Raw genomic sequence first — 16,396 nt, 5'->3', positions numbered from 1 at the left:
CATCAGCCTGCCTTGTTGCGCGAGAGGAACCCTAAAAGGATCGGATAGTATGCAGCTGGGTTCTCGTAGAAGGGCATGTGACTCGCATTCGGGATGATGTGCAACTCCGACTGCGGCAGGCCAAGCTTCATGCGCAGACCACAGGCTGGTGTCAGTTCGTCGTGCTCGCCATGCGTGATCAGCACCGGCACCTTGATCCTGGGCAGGTCGGGCACCCGGTTCCAGTCCTTGAGATTGCCGATGTAGAGAAACTCGTTCGGACCTTGCATGGTCGCGTAGGGTCCCATGTTCCAGTCGTCGAGCGAGCGGCGCACCGGCGCCGGCCATTCGGCCAGGCGGCAGACATGGCGGTAGTTGAGGATCGTCACCGCCGCCATGTATTCCGGATGATCGTAGGTTCCCTGCGCCTCGTGCTTCTGCATCATCGATACGGTCTCGGGTCCCAGCGAGGCGCGCAGGCGTTCCAGTTCCAGAACAAGATGCGGCATGTCGGCGACGGTATCCTCGAGGATCAACGTCTGCAGGTTCTCCTGGTAGGCAAGCGCATAGTCGATCGCCAGCCAGCCGCCCCAGGAATGACCCAGCATGTGTACATTGCCGAGTCCCAGCGTCTTGCGAACCGTCTCGGTCTCCTCGACGTAGCGCGCGATAGTCCACAACGAGGTGTCCGTCGGCCGGTCGGAGGCGCCGGTGCCAAGCTGGTCGAACGCCACCACCCTGTATCCCTGGTCTACCAGGCAGGAGTGCGATTCACGAAGGTAGTCGCAGGCCAGGCCAGGCCCGCCGTTGAGGCAGAACACCGTCTCGGTGCTGGAGCCGAAGCTGTAGGCGACGACCTTGAAGCCGTCGACATTTACCTCGATGCGATCGTCGGCCGCCATCTCACGCCACATGATACGCTCCGAATGCACAGCTTTTAGGCATGCTCATATTTTAAGCGAAACGTTGGGAGTGCGTCAGCTATAAGAAGTGATAGGGTGGGTCCGGGAGGATGTCGGCGGAAGAGCTCATGCTGGACGAAATCACAACGATCAGGCGGCGTTTCACTCGCCATGGCACCTTGGACGAATGCATCGACGAGGCGTTCGCCGCCCTGTCCGGCCTAGGCTACGACGCGCTGGTCTACGACTACACGCCCATCCCGTACGATCTCGACGGCGCTATCATGATCCCGTCGATGCTCAAGCTGCGTAACATCGATGACGACATGCGCGACTATTGGTGCGATCGAGGTTACTTCCGCATCGATCCGGTGCAGATCGTGGCGGCGCGCAGTTCCGCCCCCTTCGCCTGGAGCTACAACAAGGCGATCGACACCGAGATAGGCGCGCTCCTCGACGAGACTACGGAACCCGTTGCGCGCTATCTGCGCGAGCGCGACCTCACTAGCGGCGTCACGATCCCTATCCACATGCCGCGCGGCGGCTATGCCACGGTTACCGGCATCCGCCTCGGCGCGGACGAGATGGTAGATCGGGATGCGGAAACCATCGCGCGCTTTAGCTTGCTGGCGCATGTCTTCCACGACACGGCCTACGCCCTCTACGACCGATCGGCTCTCAGTCCGCTCCTGCCGTCCTTGACTGAGCGCGAGCGCGAGTGTCTCCGCCATTCGGCACATGGCCTCTCTGCCAAGGAGATCTCGCGCGTCATCGGGCGCTCGATTCCTACGGTCGTCATGCACCTCACCGCCGCCGCCAGGAAGCTGGGCGCCAGGAACCGCACGCAGGCCGTCGTTCGCGCCGCGCATTTCCGCCTGCTCGACAACTGACGAAAAGGCCCTATCACCCCAGCAGGCCCGGTGGTTATTCCTAATAATGCGGGTATCGCTTTCTGCGGACGGACCGCTCGGCAAGTTTGCAGCCGGTTCTTCCACCTATGAGGGAGAAGCCAACTAAAGCCCCGCAGATAGCCCAAAAGGTATCTTTGGAAGAAGTGCGGGAGTTTTGAGCGGCGAGGAAACCGCTTTGTTCTTGTTGAGAAGCGGCTGTATCGTGAAAGCAGCACCCATGACAATCCGCAACTGGTCAGCGGCGTGGGGAGGCTAAGACACGGAGCCGTGCCATGTCATCGGATAACCATCTCCGGCCGAGCCCGAAGCGGAGGCCTAAGGTGGCTTCCTCGGTTCCAGCTAAGCCGGCAGCGCCGGCCGCGCGGGAGCCCGGGCCGGACGCCCGCAAGACGGTCACCATCCTCTTCGCCGACATCGTCGATTCCTCGCGGCTTAGCCTTTCCCTCGATCCCGAAGCGCTCCGGAACCTGCTCTCCCGGTACTTCGGCGAGTTGAGCGCCGTCGTTCAACGGCACGGCGGAATCGTGAACAACTATATCGGGGACGCGATCATGGCTGTGTTCGGCATGCCGTTCGTCCACGAAGACGACGCGCTGCGCGCGGTGCGGGCAGCGGTGGAGATGCGCGAAACACTTGCCATCCTTAACCACGAGCTCGAAGCCGGTTGGGGCGTCCGCCTTATGAACCGAATCGGCATCAACACCGGCGAGGTGATCGCCGGCGACCAAACGCAGGGATACTTGTCAGTCGCCGGAGAGGCCGTCATTGTCGCGAAGCGCCTTGAGGAGGCAGCGACGGCGAATGAGATCCTGATAGGGGAGCCGACGCACAAGCTCGTGCGCGATGCGGTCGTCGTCGAGCCGAGCGGGCCGCGCGCACTCAAGCGCGGCGCGACCATCCGCGCCCTCGCCGTGTTAGAAGTCCTCGCCCACGCCCCCGGCGTTGCGCGCCGCTTCGACTCGCCTTTCGTCGGGCGCGAACGCCAACGAGCCTTGCTTGAGACCGTCTTCCGCAACGCGGTCGGCGATAGGACCTGCCACCTGGTCACCATTCTCGCCGACGCGGGTGTGGGAAAGTCGCGGCTCGTACGGGAGTTCACGAGCGGCCTTGCCGAGGATGTCACAGTCTTGCACGGCCGCTGTCTGCCCTATGGCGAGGGCATCACCTATTGGCCGCTGGCCGAGATCGTCCGGGAGCTTACCCGCGCGGAGGGACCGGACTCCGGCAAGCAACTCGCAGCGGTGGTCGAGGCGCGGCTCGCAGGCGACGAGAAGGCCCGGCTGATTGCCGAGCGTGTGACCGGGGCGCTCGGGCTTGGCGGCGCGGGACAAGGGACGACCGAGGAGACCGCCTGGGCCGTCCGGAGGCTGTTTGAGGCGCTCGCGCGAGCGGGGCCGCTCGTCGTTGTGGTGGACGACGTCCATTGGGCCGAGTCGACATTCCTCGACTTAGTCGAGCACGTCGCCGACTTCTCACGCGATTTCCCGATCCTGCTCATCTGCATCGCGCGGCCGGAGCTCTTCGACTCGCGTCCTGGCTGGGGGGCCGGCAAACGCAACGCGACGTCGATCGTCCTCGAGCGGCTCAGCGACGCGGAATGCCGCGAGCTGATCTCCAACCTGCTTGGCCCCGCGCCGCTGCCGCCCGCTGCCGAGTCGAGGATCGCGAGCGCGGCCGAGGGCAATGCGCTCTTCGCTGAGGAACTCGTGGCGATGCTCGTCGACGACGCGTTGCTCAGGCAGGCGCCCGACAGCTGGGTCGCCGCGTCGGACCTCGTTGAGCTGCCCGTCCCCTCGACTATCAACGCGCTTCTCGCTGCCCGTCTCGAGGGCCTCCCGTCCGTCGAGCGCGCCATCCTGACGGCCGCAGCGGTCGAGGGCTCAGTATTCCATCGGAGCGCCGTCAGCGAGCTCGCCTGCCCGGTGCTCGACACATTCGAGGACGGTTTGCTCGCGCTCGTCCGCCGGGACCTGATCCGCCCGGAGGCGCCGTTGTTCGCCGGCGAGAAGGCCTATCGCTTCCGTCACGTCCTGATCCGCGACGCCGCGTATCGCTCCCTGCCGAAGAATGCGCGCGCCGACCTGCACGAGCGCTTCGCCGCCTGGCTCGAGCTAGCGGCCGCGGACCGGCTACGCGAGTTTGAGGAGATTGTCGGCTATCACCTCGAACAGGCCTTTCAGTACCGTGTCGCGCTCGGTCCGCGCGACGTGCGCGCGGCCTCGCTTGCCGCCCGGGCATGCGAACGGCTCGAGGCAGCCGGGCGGCGGGCGCTTGTCCGCAGCGACCTGCCGGCGGCGATCAGCCTGCTTCAGAGGGTTTCCCGGCTGCTTCCCGCCGATGACACACGGCGGATCGTGCTGCTCGCCGACTTGAGCGGCGCGCTGATCGAAAGCGGCCGGCTGGACGACGCCGGGCGCGCGCTGGACGAGGCGGAGCGCTTGGCCGCTGCCGCTGACGACCAGCGCTTGGCAGCGCATGTGCTCGTTCAGCGGCAGTTCCTCCGGATCTTCCACGGCGAAGAGGGCGGGCTGGAGGAGTCGGCACGCGCGGTAGCTGCGGTGATCCCGGTCTTCGAGCGCCTCGGGGACGACCTCGGCCTCTGCCGCGCACGGCGGCTCGAGGCCTGGCTATCCTTCACCGCGGCTCGCGGCGAGGCCGCCATTGCAGCTTGGGAGCAAGCTGCTGCTCACGCGCGACGTGCGGGGGATTGGCATGAGTACTACGAAATCCTAACGTGGATCGCTTCCTCCTTGTGGTTCGGGCCCACCCCGGCAGCCGAGGGCATCCGCCGTTGCGAGGCGATGCGCGTGCAAGTGGGCGAAAGCCCCGAGTCCGAGGCAGCGATCCTCCGCCAGCTCGCGTGCCTCAACGCGATTGTCGGCCGCTTCGCGATTGCCCGCGAGTTGATCGCGACGAGCAACGCCACCTACGCCGACCTCGGCCTTACGCTCTACGTGGCGTCCTCAGAGCACGAGGCCGTCGTCGAGCTGCTCGCCGGGAACCCCGCTGCGGCCGAGACGAGCGCGCGCGCAGCGTATCGCGCGCTTGAGGAGATGGGCGAGCGCGCGTTCCGTTCGACGATGGCCGCGTCCCTCGCCGTGGTGATCCTCGAACAGGGACGCGACGAAGAGGCCGAGGACTTTGCTAAACTCAGCGCCCAGCTGGCTGCGAGCGGAGACCTGGTGACGCAGGTCCGTTGGCGCCGCGTGCGCGCACGCGTGCATGCGCGGCGGGCAGAGCTCCGGGCGGCGGAGGCGCTCGCGCGCGAAGCAGTGACGATCGCCGAAGCGACCGACTTCGTCAACGACCGGGCGGATGCACTGGTCGACCTGTCGCACGTGCTCGAGGCCGCCCGCCGAGGCGAGGAGGCGGTCGCCGCTGTGTCCGGAGCGCTGCATCTCTACGAGCTGAAGGGAAACGTGGTCGCCGCGGCCGCGACCCAGCTCCGCCTAGGCAAACTCGTCAAAATGTGACACCGTCGGGAGGCGGCAAGGGGCACCGCCCGCACCTCGTTGTGAACCGCTCTGGATCGGAGGTGCTGTGATGCCACCGAACTTCGATACGATCGACAGCATAAATTTGCCTCACCGCTGGCCCCCCTGGAGCCAGACCGGGCGAGACAGTGCTGAGGCTCGATATTTGGGTCTTCCAGCCGGGTGGCGCGCCTGCATGGGCCTTTCTGCTTAATCCCAACTTGTTGAAGGCCCCCTTTCCCATTGGGTGAGGGTGCTACTTCCTGAAATCATGTTCGAAGAGGTCAAGCATGGTCACTAAAAAGAAAGCCTCAGCGAAACAGACGGCGGCAGGATCGTGGCGGAGACGTTTGTCAGGATTTTGAAGCGAGATGCGTCATCCTATCTGAACGCCGGTGGGTCCACACCTATCCTTCCTTCGTCTACGCCTGGAAACTTCACGGTGGCCGATCTGGTGGCGTTCGCCGGGGTAACGCAACCATAGAAATCGCGTTGCGAACGCCGATGACGGACCTTCAGCTGCGCTGACTTCAACTTCGATTCGGTCCGGAACCAGTTCACCTGTCCCGTTGGCAAGCCGCTCATGCAAGTATCGTCGCAATTTCACGTTCCCACTTTCCGACAATGCCAACGGCGGAAACCGGAAACAATCGGTCCAGCAAACGAGACTGCCAACTTGTGAAGTCAAGCCCCGCTGCTGTCCAAAAAGGCGGTGCGCGATGTTCTACGCAACGTCCATGAAGACGCACGTGACCATGCGCGGAACACCCAACTGCGACGGCCCGACTGAGCTGAAAGGCTGCCTTTGGGTCGCTTCCATCGAGCGATTCTAGCCACCACCGCCCTGAGGCGCCGGTCTTATTGCTTTGGCGGGACACGACCAAAGACGACCTCCCTAGGCTCCCCATTTCGGATTCTCTCGAGCCGCTTCTCGGCTGTGTCGATCCCGTCGCTGGCCGCCTTCTGCAAGTCTTTAAGGAGTTTGATCTCCTTCTCGAAACGCTCAATAAAATCGTTGTCAACTGCCATTTCATCCTCCATCTAATCACCAAGCAAAGCAAAACGGCCACGTCACTTTTCTATACGAGTATGTCCGGCCCTTGCGAGACGCCACATTCTGACAGGCGTGCGGGGAGGGATCATTCGGCGTTATAGAACTGCTTTACAGCATAAGCCGTGCCGCGCTCGCCCAGTTACCCCGAGCTGCTAATACAGATCGACTATCTCAAGCCACCAGTAGAATTTATCAGTACCACTGGAGTCGTAAGCTAGGAGCGCTATCCCCAATGCCGGCCCGGCGTGGAACTGTCCGTATATCCACCCCGGCGGGATCCCGTCTGCAGTCCAGGTCGTGTTATTCGGCGCCCAACCTGTCCACTGGGCAGTCCTTTGACTGGCGCCCGTGCTGCTCTGCATAACCCACGCCTCCACCCATTTGGGTATCTCACCTGAATTGAGTCCCAACGGACCCGTCGGCCACTCGACCCGATGCGTGACGTGGTTAACATTCTGACTAGGATCCCAATTGGCTGCCATGACATATCTCCAATCGCTGGCGGGCGACTCGCCCGGATTCATGAACAAGAGATCATATGCTCCTCAACTATGTCCCATTTCTTCGAAATCGGCTAGGTTATACATTAGGTGTAGATAATGTGTCATAGGCACGCGCGCGGGCCGACTGCTACCGTTCATCGGGGATCCCTCGAACTACCGCAGATGGCGCAACCGCGGCCGCCAGAATGGTCGCCAACAATGTCTGCTTTCAGGCAGTGGCAACGGTCACCTCAATGGCCGATATCAGGCGCAAAGCGGTCATTCGCACGCGGAAATCGTATTAACATGTAGTTTGGAATCCATTGGCCGCCGCAGTGTCAGCGCCGAAGGTCGGCTTTGAGCTCATTCACTTTTTTGCAGCGGACAGGTCTGACGGACTTTTCTGAATGGCAAGCGGCCTTTCAGGCCGGACGCATTGTATGACCAACCGGATTATGTTGTCCTTGCGCCGCAGCTGACAAGTTGGAGAGGACCGTGGGTGCGTCCCTCTACGACCCCATCAACGTTTACAAATGTCAGGGACCTGATATTGGCGTCGTTGACGGCCCGTTTGAATATCTGACGATAGCCGGAGTAAAGCTTCCGCTGCCATTTACTACTCGGATGACGGTGGTGCGCCTGTCGAACGATGATCTGTTCGTTCATTCGCCTATCAAGTTCGCTGCGACGCTGGCCGAAGAGTTGCGGAACTTGGGCAGGATCCGCCACCTCGTTTCACCCAACCAGTTTCACTACGCTCATATCGGTGAGTGGTCGAAGGTCTTTCCAGAGGCAATCACCTGGGCATCACCCAGAGTTCGCCAAAGAGCGCTGGCACGGCACGCCGATGTGACGTTCACGCGAGATTTGGAGATCAAGCCGCCTGAGGCGTGGCGGCAGGACATTGACCAGATGCTGTTTCCCGGTGGCTACTTCAAAGAGTTCATATTTTTCCACTACGCTTCAAAGACGCTGATCCTCACAGACACGATCATCAATCTCGAACTGGACATGATCGATGAACCCTGGCGCACGGCGATCAAGCTGACTCGGATGGACCATCCCCACGGGCGGACCTTCTTCGGCATGCGGCTGCCAATTCTCCTGCAGCGGCGCAAGGCACAGGCAGTAATAGGCAAGCTCCGATCGTGGCAACCGCGGCGGGTCATTCTCAGCCACGGCCGCTGCTTTGATGCCAACGAGGACGAGATTGTCCGCAGGATATTCGCAAAGTCGGCTCGGTGAGGCAGTGATTAGAAGGCCAATGCCCGCAATGGGTCAAAGTCGACGTTCGCGAATGCCCGCTTCTGACCTTTTCAGACCTTCAAACGAGCACGGCCCAAGGGAAACGTTTGAGCCAAAGGGGTTCACAGTCCGGTTGCGCGGCAACTGCCGCGAACAAGCGGAGGGATAGGTGGGACTCGCGCGTCAGTGGCGCTGCTGCTGGAGAGCTGGGGCGTCGCGCGAGCCATAGTCTCAAGAGGCGTGATCTGTGGTATCATAGGCCGGTAAGGCCGGAGGCGCCGGTCCTGCCTGCCTCTGACCTGCGGCTTGCGAGTCGTGAATCTTTCTGAGGCTCAACATGGAGCGGAAGCTCGCTGCAATCCTTGCCATCGATGTTGTCGGGTACTCGGCGCTCATGGAGGCGGATGAAGCGGGCACCTTCGACCGGCTGAAACGTGGCCGCAAAGAGCTGTTCGAGCCGGAAATCGCGACGCGACACGGGCGAATCTTCAAGCTGATGGGAGACGGTCTGCTGGCGGAGTTCGGCAGCGTGGTGGATGCGGTCGAATGCGCGGTCACGCTTCAGCGCGGCATGGCGGAGCGTAACGCGAGCGTCGCCGAAGACCAGCGCTTCGAAGTCCGGATCGGAATCAACCTTGGAGAAGTGATCGTCGAAGGGGACGATCGCTATGGCGAGGGCGTGAACGTGGCGTCGCGTCTCCAACAACTCGCCGAGCCCGGTGGCATCTGCGTTTCGGAGAAGGTGTCCAAGGAGGTCAGGCAGAAGCTGGCGTTTGCGTTCGAGCCCATGGGCGAGCAGCGTGTGAAGAATATAGCCGAGCCGATATACTGCTATCGCGTGAACCTGCACGTTCCGAGAGCCGCTCCGGTCGGCCGACTGGCATCGCTCGAATTGCCCGACAAGCCCTCGATCGCGGTCTTGCCTTTCACCAACATGAGCAACGATCCGGAGCAGGAAACCTTTGTCGACGGCTTGACCGAAGACTTGATCACCGACCTGTCTCGCTCAGCCGGCCTCTTCGTCATCGCGCGCAACTCAACCTTTGCTTACAAGGGGCGGTCGGTCGATGTGCGTTTGACCGCGCGTGATCTTGGGGTGCGCTATGTGGTTGAAGGCAGCGCCCGGCGCGCCGCGGCGCGCGTGCGCATCAATGCGCAACTGATCGACGCGATCGGCGGCGATCATATCTGGGCCGAGCGCTACGACAGCAGCCTCGAGGACATCTTTGCAGTGCAGGACGAGGTCACGGCCAAGATCGTCGAAGCCCTTGTCGGCCGATTGGCCGGACAGCCGGCGCGCAAACGGCCGACGAGTCTCGAAGCCTATGACCTTTGCGTGCGAGCCCGCGGCGTCAGTTTTCAGACCGGGTTAGGCGCGCGGGAAGCGCGCATGCTCCTGGAAAAGGCGATCGGACTCGATCCCGACTATGCCGAGGCACATAGCTTGCTGGCCCTCAATCTTTGGCTCGGCTGGCTGTTCTGGAACGAGCCGAAGCAAACCAACCAGCCTCGCGCGCTGGCGGAAGCGCAGCGGGCTGTGGCGCTCGACCCTAACGATGCGGGGAACCGCTGGGGGCTGGGCATCATACTTGGTCACGAGCGGCGTTACGCGGAATCGGATGCCGAGTTCGAGGCAACCTTCAAGCTCGATCCTAATCATGCCGATGCCTGGGCGATACGCTCGGATCTCATCACCCTGAGGGGCGACGCGGTCAAGGGCGTCGAATTCGTGAAGCGGGCGTTGCGGCTCAATCCGCGCCCACCGGGATGGTACTATTGGATGGCAGGCCAAGCCTATTATGCGCTCGGCGACTATCAATCCGCGGTAGAGGCTTTGCGCAAGCCGGAAACCTACCGCACCACGTCGCGGCGCTTGCTTGCGGCAGCCCTCGCGCAGCTCGGGCGCCTGGATGAAGCCCGTCAGGAGGCGGAATTCTTCATGATGAACGATCCCCATTTCAGCATCCGGCACTGGGCAACATCGCAGCCATTCGACAACGAGGAAGTGCTCCAGCGCTTCGTCGAAGGCTACCGCAAGGCTGGCCTTCCCGACTAAAGAGCGCATCCGCACGGCAACGACCTCATCGATCCTGCTGCGGATCTTCCCGAGAAAGTCGAGGAGCGGGTCGAACTCTTGATGCCGTTCGTTCAGCCAGAGGCTCGCGGGTTGGTCCGATCGCAAATCCTTGGCCTCATTCACGAATACAGGAACGAGGATCCCGCGCCCTCGAGTTAGGCGAGGATCGCGTCCACTGCGAGAACTTGCAGGTCCTGCCCGGAATGGAGTTCAACTGCCGTCATCATCCATCCTGGTCTATTGCGCGGCGCAGGCTGAGTCCCGTCGCTCGTCTGGCCGGTCTGGTCGATCCAAAGCCAACCGATGAAGACCACCGACAATACAATCACGATCAAGGCGATCAGACGAGGCATGGCATTTTCCTTTCCGTGCCGAAGCCGCCGATCAAGACGTCGGCTGCCCGTTATCTCGATGGTTTGGTGCCGCCCGTATTGGGTTCGGAGCCCGCACCAACGGTCGGGTCAGGCATGACCGGGCCACGTTCTGCTTCGGAATCCTCTGCCTCGATCTCTTGCACGGCCTGATCCCAGTGCTCGCGCTCCCGCCCTTCCGGACGGCCTTCACGCTCCCAGATTTCATGGGCTCGCCGCCTGATACGCTCTTCCCTGTCCATGATAGACCTCCTGGTGCTTTCCTAATCCCGCGATCGATGGTTTGTTCCGCGCTGCCCGACGGTTCTCGCGCGAGCGGGCACGTCGAACATTCGCAAGTCAGAGCGTAGAATGAACAATATCCCTCCGGCACCGGAGATCTGGGTCCGATGAGAATTCTCGTTGCTGGCGCCACCGGCCTGATCGGCGCATCGGTCTGTTCCCGCCTCGTTTCCGAAGGACATGAGGTGGTCGGCATCGTCCGTAGCCCTCAGGCAAATGCAGCCCGCGACTACCACTTGCTGGTGCTGGACATGGCGACCGCGCTACGCCCTGAAGATTGGCTGCCGCATCTGGCCGGCATCGATGTCGTCGTGAACTGTGCCGGGGTTCTGCAGGACAGCCCTCGCGAAAAGACCGGACAAGTTCATCGCGATGCGGCGTCGGCTCTTTTTCGCGCCTGCGCCCGCGCCGGCGTTGCCAAGGTGATCCACTTCTCGGCAATGGGTGTCGATCGGGCACAGCCTTCGTCGTTCTCGGCGACGAAGTATGCTGGCGATCAGGCCCTGATGGCGCTTGATCTGGGCTGGATAATCCTTCGCCCTTCCGTAGTGCTCGGCCGGCCTGTGTTTGGGGCCAGTGCATTGTTTCGCGGTCTGGCCTCGCTGCCGGTCCTGCCGTCAATGCCAAATACCGGCCGGCTCCAGGTCGTGCAGCTCGAGGATGTGGTCTCGACGGTGCTCTTCTTTCTCAATCCCGGCAGTCCGTCTCGTCTGGCGCTGGAACTTGCAGGCCCCGAACAGCTGACCATGGACGAGATTGTCGGCACTTTCCGCCGCTGGCTCGGCTGGGCTCCAGTGCCCAGGCTTGCCTTGCCGGGATGGGTTGCCCGGCTTCTCTACCGCCTCGGCGATCTTGCCGCGATGCTCGGCTGGCGGCCTCCGATGCGCACCAACGCCGCCAGGGAGATCAAACGAGGGGCGCTCGGAGATCCATCGGACTGGATTTCCTTGACCGGCATACAGCCACAAAGCCTGGCGCAGTTCCTCGCGCTCAATCCGGCAACGGTGCAGGAAAAATGGTTCGCCGGGCTTTATTTCGCCAAGGCTGCAATCTTCGTCGTCCTGCCGTTGTTCTGGATCATGACGGGGATTGTTTCGCTGACCACTGGCTACGGTAACGGCATCGGCCTTATGCAAAGCACGGGGGCTGGCATGTTGTCGGCGACTGCCGTGGTCGCCGGCGCCCTTGCCGACGTCGTCGTCGGCGCTCTCATAGCCTGGCGGCCAACGGCGCGAAAAGGCCTCTACGCTGGCATCGCGCTCTCGCTGTTCTATCTGGTCGTGGGCACTTTCCTGCGCCCGGACCTGTGGCACGAACCGCTTGGGCCATTCCTGAAGGTCTTGCCGATCATCGTCCTTCACTTCGTCGCCTTGGCAATACTGGAGGAGCGCTGATGCTCTATTTCGTGCTGAAGTACCTGCATGTCATCGGTGCTAGCGTGCTGCTTGGCACCGGCGCCGGCATTGCCTTCTTCATGCTTCTCGCCCACAGGACCGGCGACACAGCAACAATCGCGGCAGTGGCGCGCATCGTGGTGATCGCCGATTTTCTCTTCACGGCAACTGCCGTCGTGGCGCAGCCTATCACCGGCGTCGCGCTCGCCTGGCAGGCGGGTTACGCGCTCTCCGAAGGCTGGATCGCGCTTTCCATCGCGCTTTACATCGTCACCGGCGCATTCTGGCTGCCGGTGGTATGGATGCAGATGGAGATGCGCAATCTGGCGTCCGAAGCCGCCAAAGCAGGGACCCCGCTGCCGGCCCGGTATGTCAGGCTTTTCTGGCTGTGGTTCGCCTTTGGCTTTCCCGCCTTTGCTGCCGTCCTCGGGATTTTCTGGCTGATGATCGCGCGACCGGCGATCGAGTGGTGACGGCTTGCCGCGACGGATGTCGCGGCTTTCGATTTCAGCGCGGGAACATCTTTCCCACGAGTGCGTTCGGCGCGGATGGATCAACCCGTGCGCAAACGCCGACATTCAGCCTCATCCGCGACTGAAGCGGATGTTCTCATTGTTGGCGGCGGACCTGCGGGGCTGGCGGCCGCTCTCTATCTCGGCAGGTTCCGTCATCGGGTCGTCGTGGTCGACGCGGGTGAATCGCGCGCGATGCTGATTGCGCAAAGCCGTAACTGCCCGGGATTTCCCGAAGGGATCAGCGGCCCCGATCTTCTGCAGCGCCTTCGTGCGCAGGCCGCCGAATACGGAGCGACACTGGTGCAGGATCAGGCGTCATCGATCGAGCCGACCGTAGGCGGGTTTGGCGCCGAGACCAACGCGGGGCGGATCGTCGCCCGCAAGGTATTCCTGGCAACAGGTATCGTCGACGTCGTGCCGGCAATCCCGCGTCTGCGCGAGGCCATCGCCAGAGGCAGCGTACGCCTTTGCCCGGTTTGTGACGGCTACGAGGTCATAGATCGTCAGGTCGCGGTCATCGGCCATGAGGCGAAGGCACTGCGAGAGGCCTTGTTCCTCAAGCAGTATACGCAGCACGTCACAATGCTCGCACGCTATCTGCCCGATTTTTCCACCAGCACCCGGCGCGTGGCCATGGAAGAGAACATTGCTATTTGCGACGCGTTCAAAAAGTTTGTTCCCACCGACAGCGGCTACCAGGCCGTCCTCAAGGACGGCGAGATGCGCCATTTCGACGTCATCTATCCGGCGATGGGATGCGGGGTGCGTTCCGAACTCGCGCTGGCAATGGGCATCGAATGCTGCGACGAGGACTATGTCGTCGTCGACAAGCATCAGCGGACTTCGGTCGATGGGGTGTATGCCATAGGCGACCTGGTCAGGACCCTGAACCAGATCGCAGTCGCTTTCGGCCAGGCTGCGATCGCCGCGACCGATGCGCACAATGATTTTGCCTTCGGGTACGAATAAGGCCCCTGAACAATAAAGGGGGCACAGATATACGGTAGGCGGATTATAGGGCGAACGGGATGGCGCCAGCTAGTGTCATGTTGCTGGGTTCCCCAGCCCTTCCACCAGCGTGCTCAAGGCCGCATCCAAGGGGGCCGATCCCACCTTCTCGGGCACCAAGAGCCCATCGATCGCAAGCATGGTCATGCCGTGGACGAGTCCCCAGGCGGCTGCCGCCTGACCTTCTATCGGCCGCTTGCGAATGCTCCCCGCGGCCTGGCCGCGCCGGAGGATTTCGAGGAGAACATCGAATACCGCCAGCGCCCGCTCATTGAGATGCATTCCCACCGCTTTTCCCTCCTCTGCGCTAAACATCAGGCGGTAGAGAGCCGGGTTGTCCGTTCCGAACGCGACGTAAGCACGAGCTATCGGAGTAATTTCGTCGCGCAGAGTTTTCGGCGCTTCAGACTTCGCTGCCGATAGGGACTCGCGCAGCCGGTCGAACCCAATCATAGCGATCTCCGCAAGCAGCGCGGCCTTATCGGGGAAGTGCTTGTAGGGTGCCGCGTGGCTTACGCCAGCCCGGCGGGCGACTTCCCGCAGCGTGAACTGCCAGCCCTTCTCCTCCCGAAGCATATCCAACGCCGTCTCGATAACCGCACGACGGAGATCACCGTGGTGATAGGGGCGGTTGGCTGCGTCCTGCATGGTACCTCAAAGTTTCTTGTGAATACATTGTTGACAGTGGCTACTTAAGGGCGTATGTCAAGGGCGTAAGTTTCTCCTGTCTACATCGGAGTGGACCATGAATGCAATCGCAAAAATCACCGACGCAGATCGGCTGGGCAGTCTCCTCGCGGGCCAGCGTGCTGCCTTCCTGCGTGACGGAGCGCCTTCGCTGGCGCAGCGACGCGCTGATCTGGCCAAGTTCAGGGCCACGATTATCGGGCACCGCAAAGCGATTGAAGATGCCATCAATGCCGATTTCGGGCATCGCTCGAGATATGAGACGGCGATCATGGAGGTCGGAGGGGTCGCCGAGGGCACGAAGTATCTGATCCGAAACCTTCGCAAATTCATGGCGCCGACCCGCCGCCACGTCGCCCTGCATATGCGAATGGGCAACGCTCGCATCGAATATCAGCCGCTTGGCGTCGTCGGCGTGATGTCGCCGTGGAACTATCCGGTGAACCTCGCGCTGATGCCGGTCGTCACGGCCATCGCCGCTGGAAACCGGGTGATGCTGAAACCCTCGGAGTTCACGCCCGTCACCAATGCGCTGCTTGCAAAAGTGTTCGGCGAGATTTTCGCCGAAGATCAGTTCGCGATCGTCACTGGCGATGCGGCCGTGGGGGCGGCCTTCACGGCCTTGCCGTTCGACCACTTGGTCTTCACCGGAAGCACCGCAGTAGGGCGATCGGTGATGAAGGCCGCAAGCGACAACCTCGTTCCGGTTACCCTCGAACTCGGGGGCAAGTCGCCCAGCATCGTCGCCAAGGGCAACGCCCTCGACCAGGCGGCCGCGTCAATTGCCTACGGAAAGCTGCTCAGCGCCGGACAAACCTGCATCGCCCCGGACTATGCACTCGTCCACGAAAGAGAGGTTGACGCATTCGTCAAGGCATATGACCGGAAGGTGACTTCCTTCTATCCTGACGGTCCGACGAGTGAGCATTACACCTCAATTATCAACGAGCGGCACTATGCCCGCCTCCAGAGCCTTATCGACGATGCTCGCTCCAAAGGAGCGCAGATCATCGAAGTCGGCAATCGGCCCGGTGAGGCGTCCCTGCGCTCCAACACGCTGGCGCCAACCGTCGTCCTCGGCGCCACCGACGACATGCGCATCGCTCATGAGGAAATATTCGGCCCGGTCCTACCGATTTTTCCCTACCGCGACATCGAAGAAGCGATCGCCTACGTGAACGCCCGGCCCCGGCCGCTCGCGCTCTACTACTTCGGCGCCGATGACGAAGACCGGCGCAAGGTGCTGAGCCGAACGACCTCCGGCAACGTCATCATCAACGGCACGATCATGCACATCGCCCAGGATGACTTGCCTTTCGGCGGTGTCGGTCCCAGTGGCATGGGGGCGTACCATGGCATCGAAGGCTTCCGTACCCTCAGCCATGCCAAGGGGATCTATGAGCAGGGCCGTTTGAACCTCTCCAACCTTCTGCGTGCCCCCTTCAGACAACCGATCGATACCATCCTCAACATGATGCTCCGGCGACCAGCATGCCGTCATCAAAACAAGCTCAGGAGCATCCGCAGATGACCACCGACACCTTGTCGCCGCTACGCGGCTCATGCGAATGCGGCGCCTGCTCGTTCGAGGTACAGACCTCCCCGAAAGCCAGGTTCCGGTGCCACTGCCTGATCTGCCAGGCGTTCAACGGCAAACCGTTCGCGGATGTGGTCGCCGTTCGCGCCAAGGATGTCGTGCTGAAAAACGCCGGCAACATCTCATTCAGGAAATACCGCCCGCCGCCGAACTTCAATCGCGGGGTCTGCAGGACCTGCGGCAAGCCGGTTGTGGAGGTTGCGGGCGTCGGGCCGTTCAAGGTGATGTTCATTCCGGCGGCCAACTTCGAGCCCGAGGCCCGGCTGCCGCCGGTTCGGATCGACATATTCTATCACCGTCGTGTGCTGGACATGCCCGATAGCGTGCCCAAATACAGCGGCTATTTGCCGAGCGAATTGGCGGTCGGGAAACTGATCATGAGTGGTTTGTGAAATGGCGAGTCGATTTATTTGGGTGCC

Annotated in this window: 14 protein-coding genes; 9 read left to right on the top strand and 5 right to left on the bottom strand. The window is 62.1% G+C overall.

The annotated features are described in order from the left end of the window. Positions 1-2: 2 nt before the first annotated feature. Positions 3-893, bottom strand: coding sequence for a proline iminopeptidase-family hydrolase (locus AC0L3N_RS05790; RefSeq protein WP_473546276.1), 891 nt, complete (start codon positions 891-893; stop codon positions 3-5). A gap of 116 nt (positions 894-1,009) precedes the next feature. Here AC0L3N_RS05790 and AC0L3N_RS05785 point away from each other — a divergent pair, with 116 nt between their 5' ends. Both AC0L3N_RS05785 and AC0L3N_RS05780 read left to right on the top strand, forming a co-directional pair. After that, the gene (locus AC0L3N_RS05785) at positions 1,010-1,771 is read left to right on the top strand and encodes a LuxR family transcriptional regulator (RefSeq protein WP_473546274.1); all 762 of its coding nucleotides are present in this window, start codon (positions 1,010-1,012) and stop codon (positions 1,769-1,771) included. Positions 1,772-2,112: 341 nt separating this feature from the next. After that, positions 2,113-5,265 (top strand): ATP-binding protein, encoded by a 3,153-nt coding sequence (locus tag AC0L3N_RS05780; RefSeq protein ID WP_473546272.1) that lies wholly within the window; start codon positions 2,113-2,115, stop codon positions 5,263-5,265. Between the two features lie 858 nt (positions 5,266-6,123). Here the strand turns inward: AC0L3N_RS05780 and AC0L3N_RS05775 are convergent. Continuing rightward, complete coding sequence (locus AC0L3N_RS05775) at positions 6,124-6,294, bottom strand: hypothetical protein (RefSeq protein ID WP_473546271.1); 171 nt, start codon at positions 6,292-6,294, stop codon at positions 6,124-6,126. 1,002 nt (positions 6,295-7,296) lie between these two features. Between AC0L3N_RS05775 and AC0L3N_RS05770 the strand changes: the two genes are divergently transcribed. Both AC0L3N_RS05770 and AC0L3N_RS05765 read left to right on the top strand, forming a co-directional pair. Next, a complete protein-coding gene (locus AC0L3N_RS05770) occupies positions 7,297-8,046 on the top strand; it encodes a DUF4336 domain-containing protein (protein WP_473546269.1) in 750 nt (249 codons plus the stop codon). 337 nt (positions 8,047-8,383) lie between these two features. Continuing rightward, positions 8,384-10,102 carry an adenylate/guanylate cyclase domain-containing protein gene (locus AC0L3N_RS05765; RefSeq protein WP_123149524.1) on the top strand — a complete coding sequence of 573 codons (1,719 nt, stop codon included), beginning with the start codon at positions 8,384-8,386 and terminating at the stop codon, positions 10,100-10,102. A 176-nt stretch (positions 10,103-10,278) separates the two neighbouring features. Here AC0L3N_RS05765 and AC0L3N_RS05760 read toward each other — a convergent pair whose 3' ends face one another. Continuing rightward, positions 10,279-10,476 (bottom strand): hypothetical protein, encoded by a 198-nt coding sequence (locus AC0L3N_RS05760; RefSeq protein ID WP_123149525.1) that lies wholly within the window; start codon positions 10,474-10,476, stop codon positions 10,279-10,281. A gap of 50 nt (positions 10,477-10,526) precedes the next feature. Then, positions 10,527-10,736, bottom strand: coding sequence for a DUF2934 domain-containing protein (locus AC0L3N_RS05755; protein WP_123149526.1), 210 nt, complete (start codon positions 10,734-10,736; stop codon positions 10,527-10,529). A 147-nt stretch (positions 10,737-10,883) separates the two neighbouring features. Between AC0L3N_RS05755 and AC0L3N_RS05750 the strand changes: the two genes are divergently transcribed. The 3 genes from AC0L3N_RS05750 to AC0L3N_RS05740 all read left to right on the top strand — a co-directional run bounded on the left by AC0L3N_RS05750 (position 10,884) and on the right by AC0L3N_RS05740 (position 13,654). After that, positions 10,884-12,170 carry an SDR family oxidoreductase gene (locus AC0L3N_RS05750; RefSeq protein ID WP_473546267.1) on the top strand — a complete coding sequence of 429 codons (1,287 nt, stop codon included), beginning with the start codon at positions 10,884-10,886 and terminating at the stop codon, positions 12,168-12,170. Beyond that, entirely contained in the window at positions 12,170-12,643 is a 474-nt protein-coding gene (locus AC0L3N_RS05745) for a DUF2269 family protein (RefSeq protein ID WP_123149528.1), read from the top strand. The genes AC0L3N_RS05750 and AC0L3N_RS05745 overlap by 1 nt, the downstream gene beginning before the upstream one ends. Before the next feature lie 75 nt (positions 12,644-12,718). Further along, positions 12,719-13,654 carry an NAD(P)/FAD-dependent oxidoreductase gene (locus tag AC0L3N_RS05740; RefSeq protein ID WP_473546265.1) on the top strand — a complete coding sequence of 312 codons (936 nt, stop codon included), beginning with the start codon at positions 12,719-12,721 and terminating at the stop codon, positions 13,652-13,654. Positions 13,655-13,729: 75 nt separating this feature from the next. Here AC0L3N_RS05740 and AC0L3N_RS05735 read toward each other — a convergent pair whose 3' ends face one another. Beyond that, positions 13,730-14,341, bottom strand: coding sequence for a TetR/AcrR family transcriptional regulator (locus AC0L3N_RS05735; protein WP_123149529.1), 612 nt, complete (start codon positions 14,339-14,341; stop codon positions 13,730-13,732). Between the two features lie 97 nt (positions 14,342-14,438). On the opposite strand from AC0L3N_RS05735, the gene AC0L3N_RS05730 reads away from it, so the two are divergent. Both AC0L3N_RS05730 and AC0L3N_RS05725 read left to right on the top strand, forming a co-directional pair. Continuing rightward, positions 14,439-15,911 carry a coniferyl aldehyde dehydrogenase gene (locus AC0L3N_RS05730; protein ID WP_473546264.1) on the top strand — a complete coding sequence of 491 codons (1,473 nt, stop codon included), beginning with the start codon at positions 14,439-14,441 and terminating at the stop codon, positions 15,909-15,911. After that, positions 15,908-16,369 (top strand): GFA family protein, encoded by a 462-nt coding sequence (locus AC0L3N_RS05725; protein ID WP_123149531.1) that lies wholly within the window; start codon positions 15,908-15,910, stop codon positions 16,367-16,369. Before AC0L3N_RS05730 ends, AC0L3N_RS05725 begins: the two co-directional genes overlap by 4 nt. Positions 16,370-16,396 lie beyond the last annotated feature (27 nt).

This window comes from Mesorhizobium sp. WSM4807 (assembly GCF_055811615.1).
The sequence above is the reverse complement of the archived record's forward strand: the minus strand, read 5'-3'. Positions and strand labels throughout refer to the sequence as shown.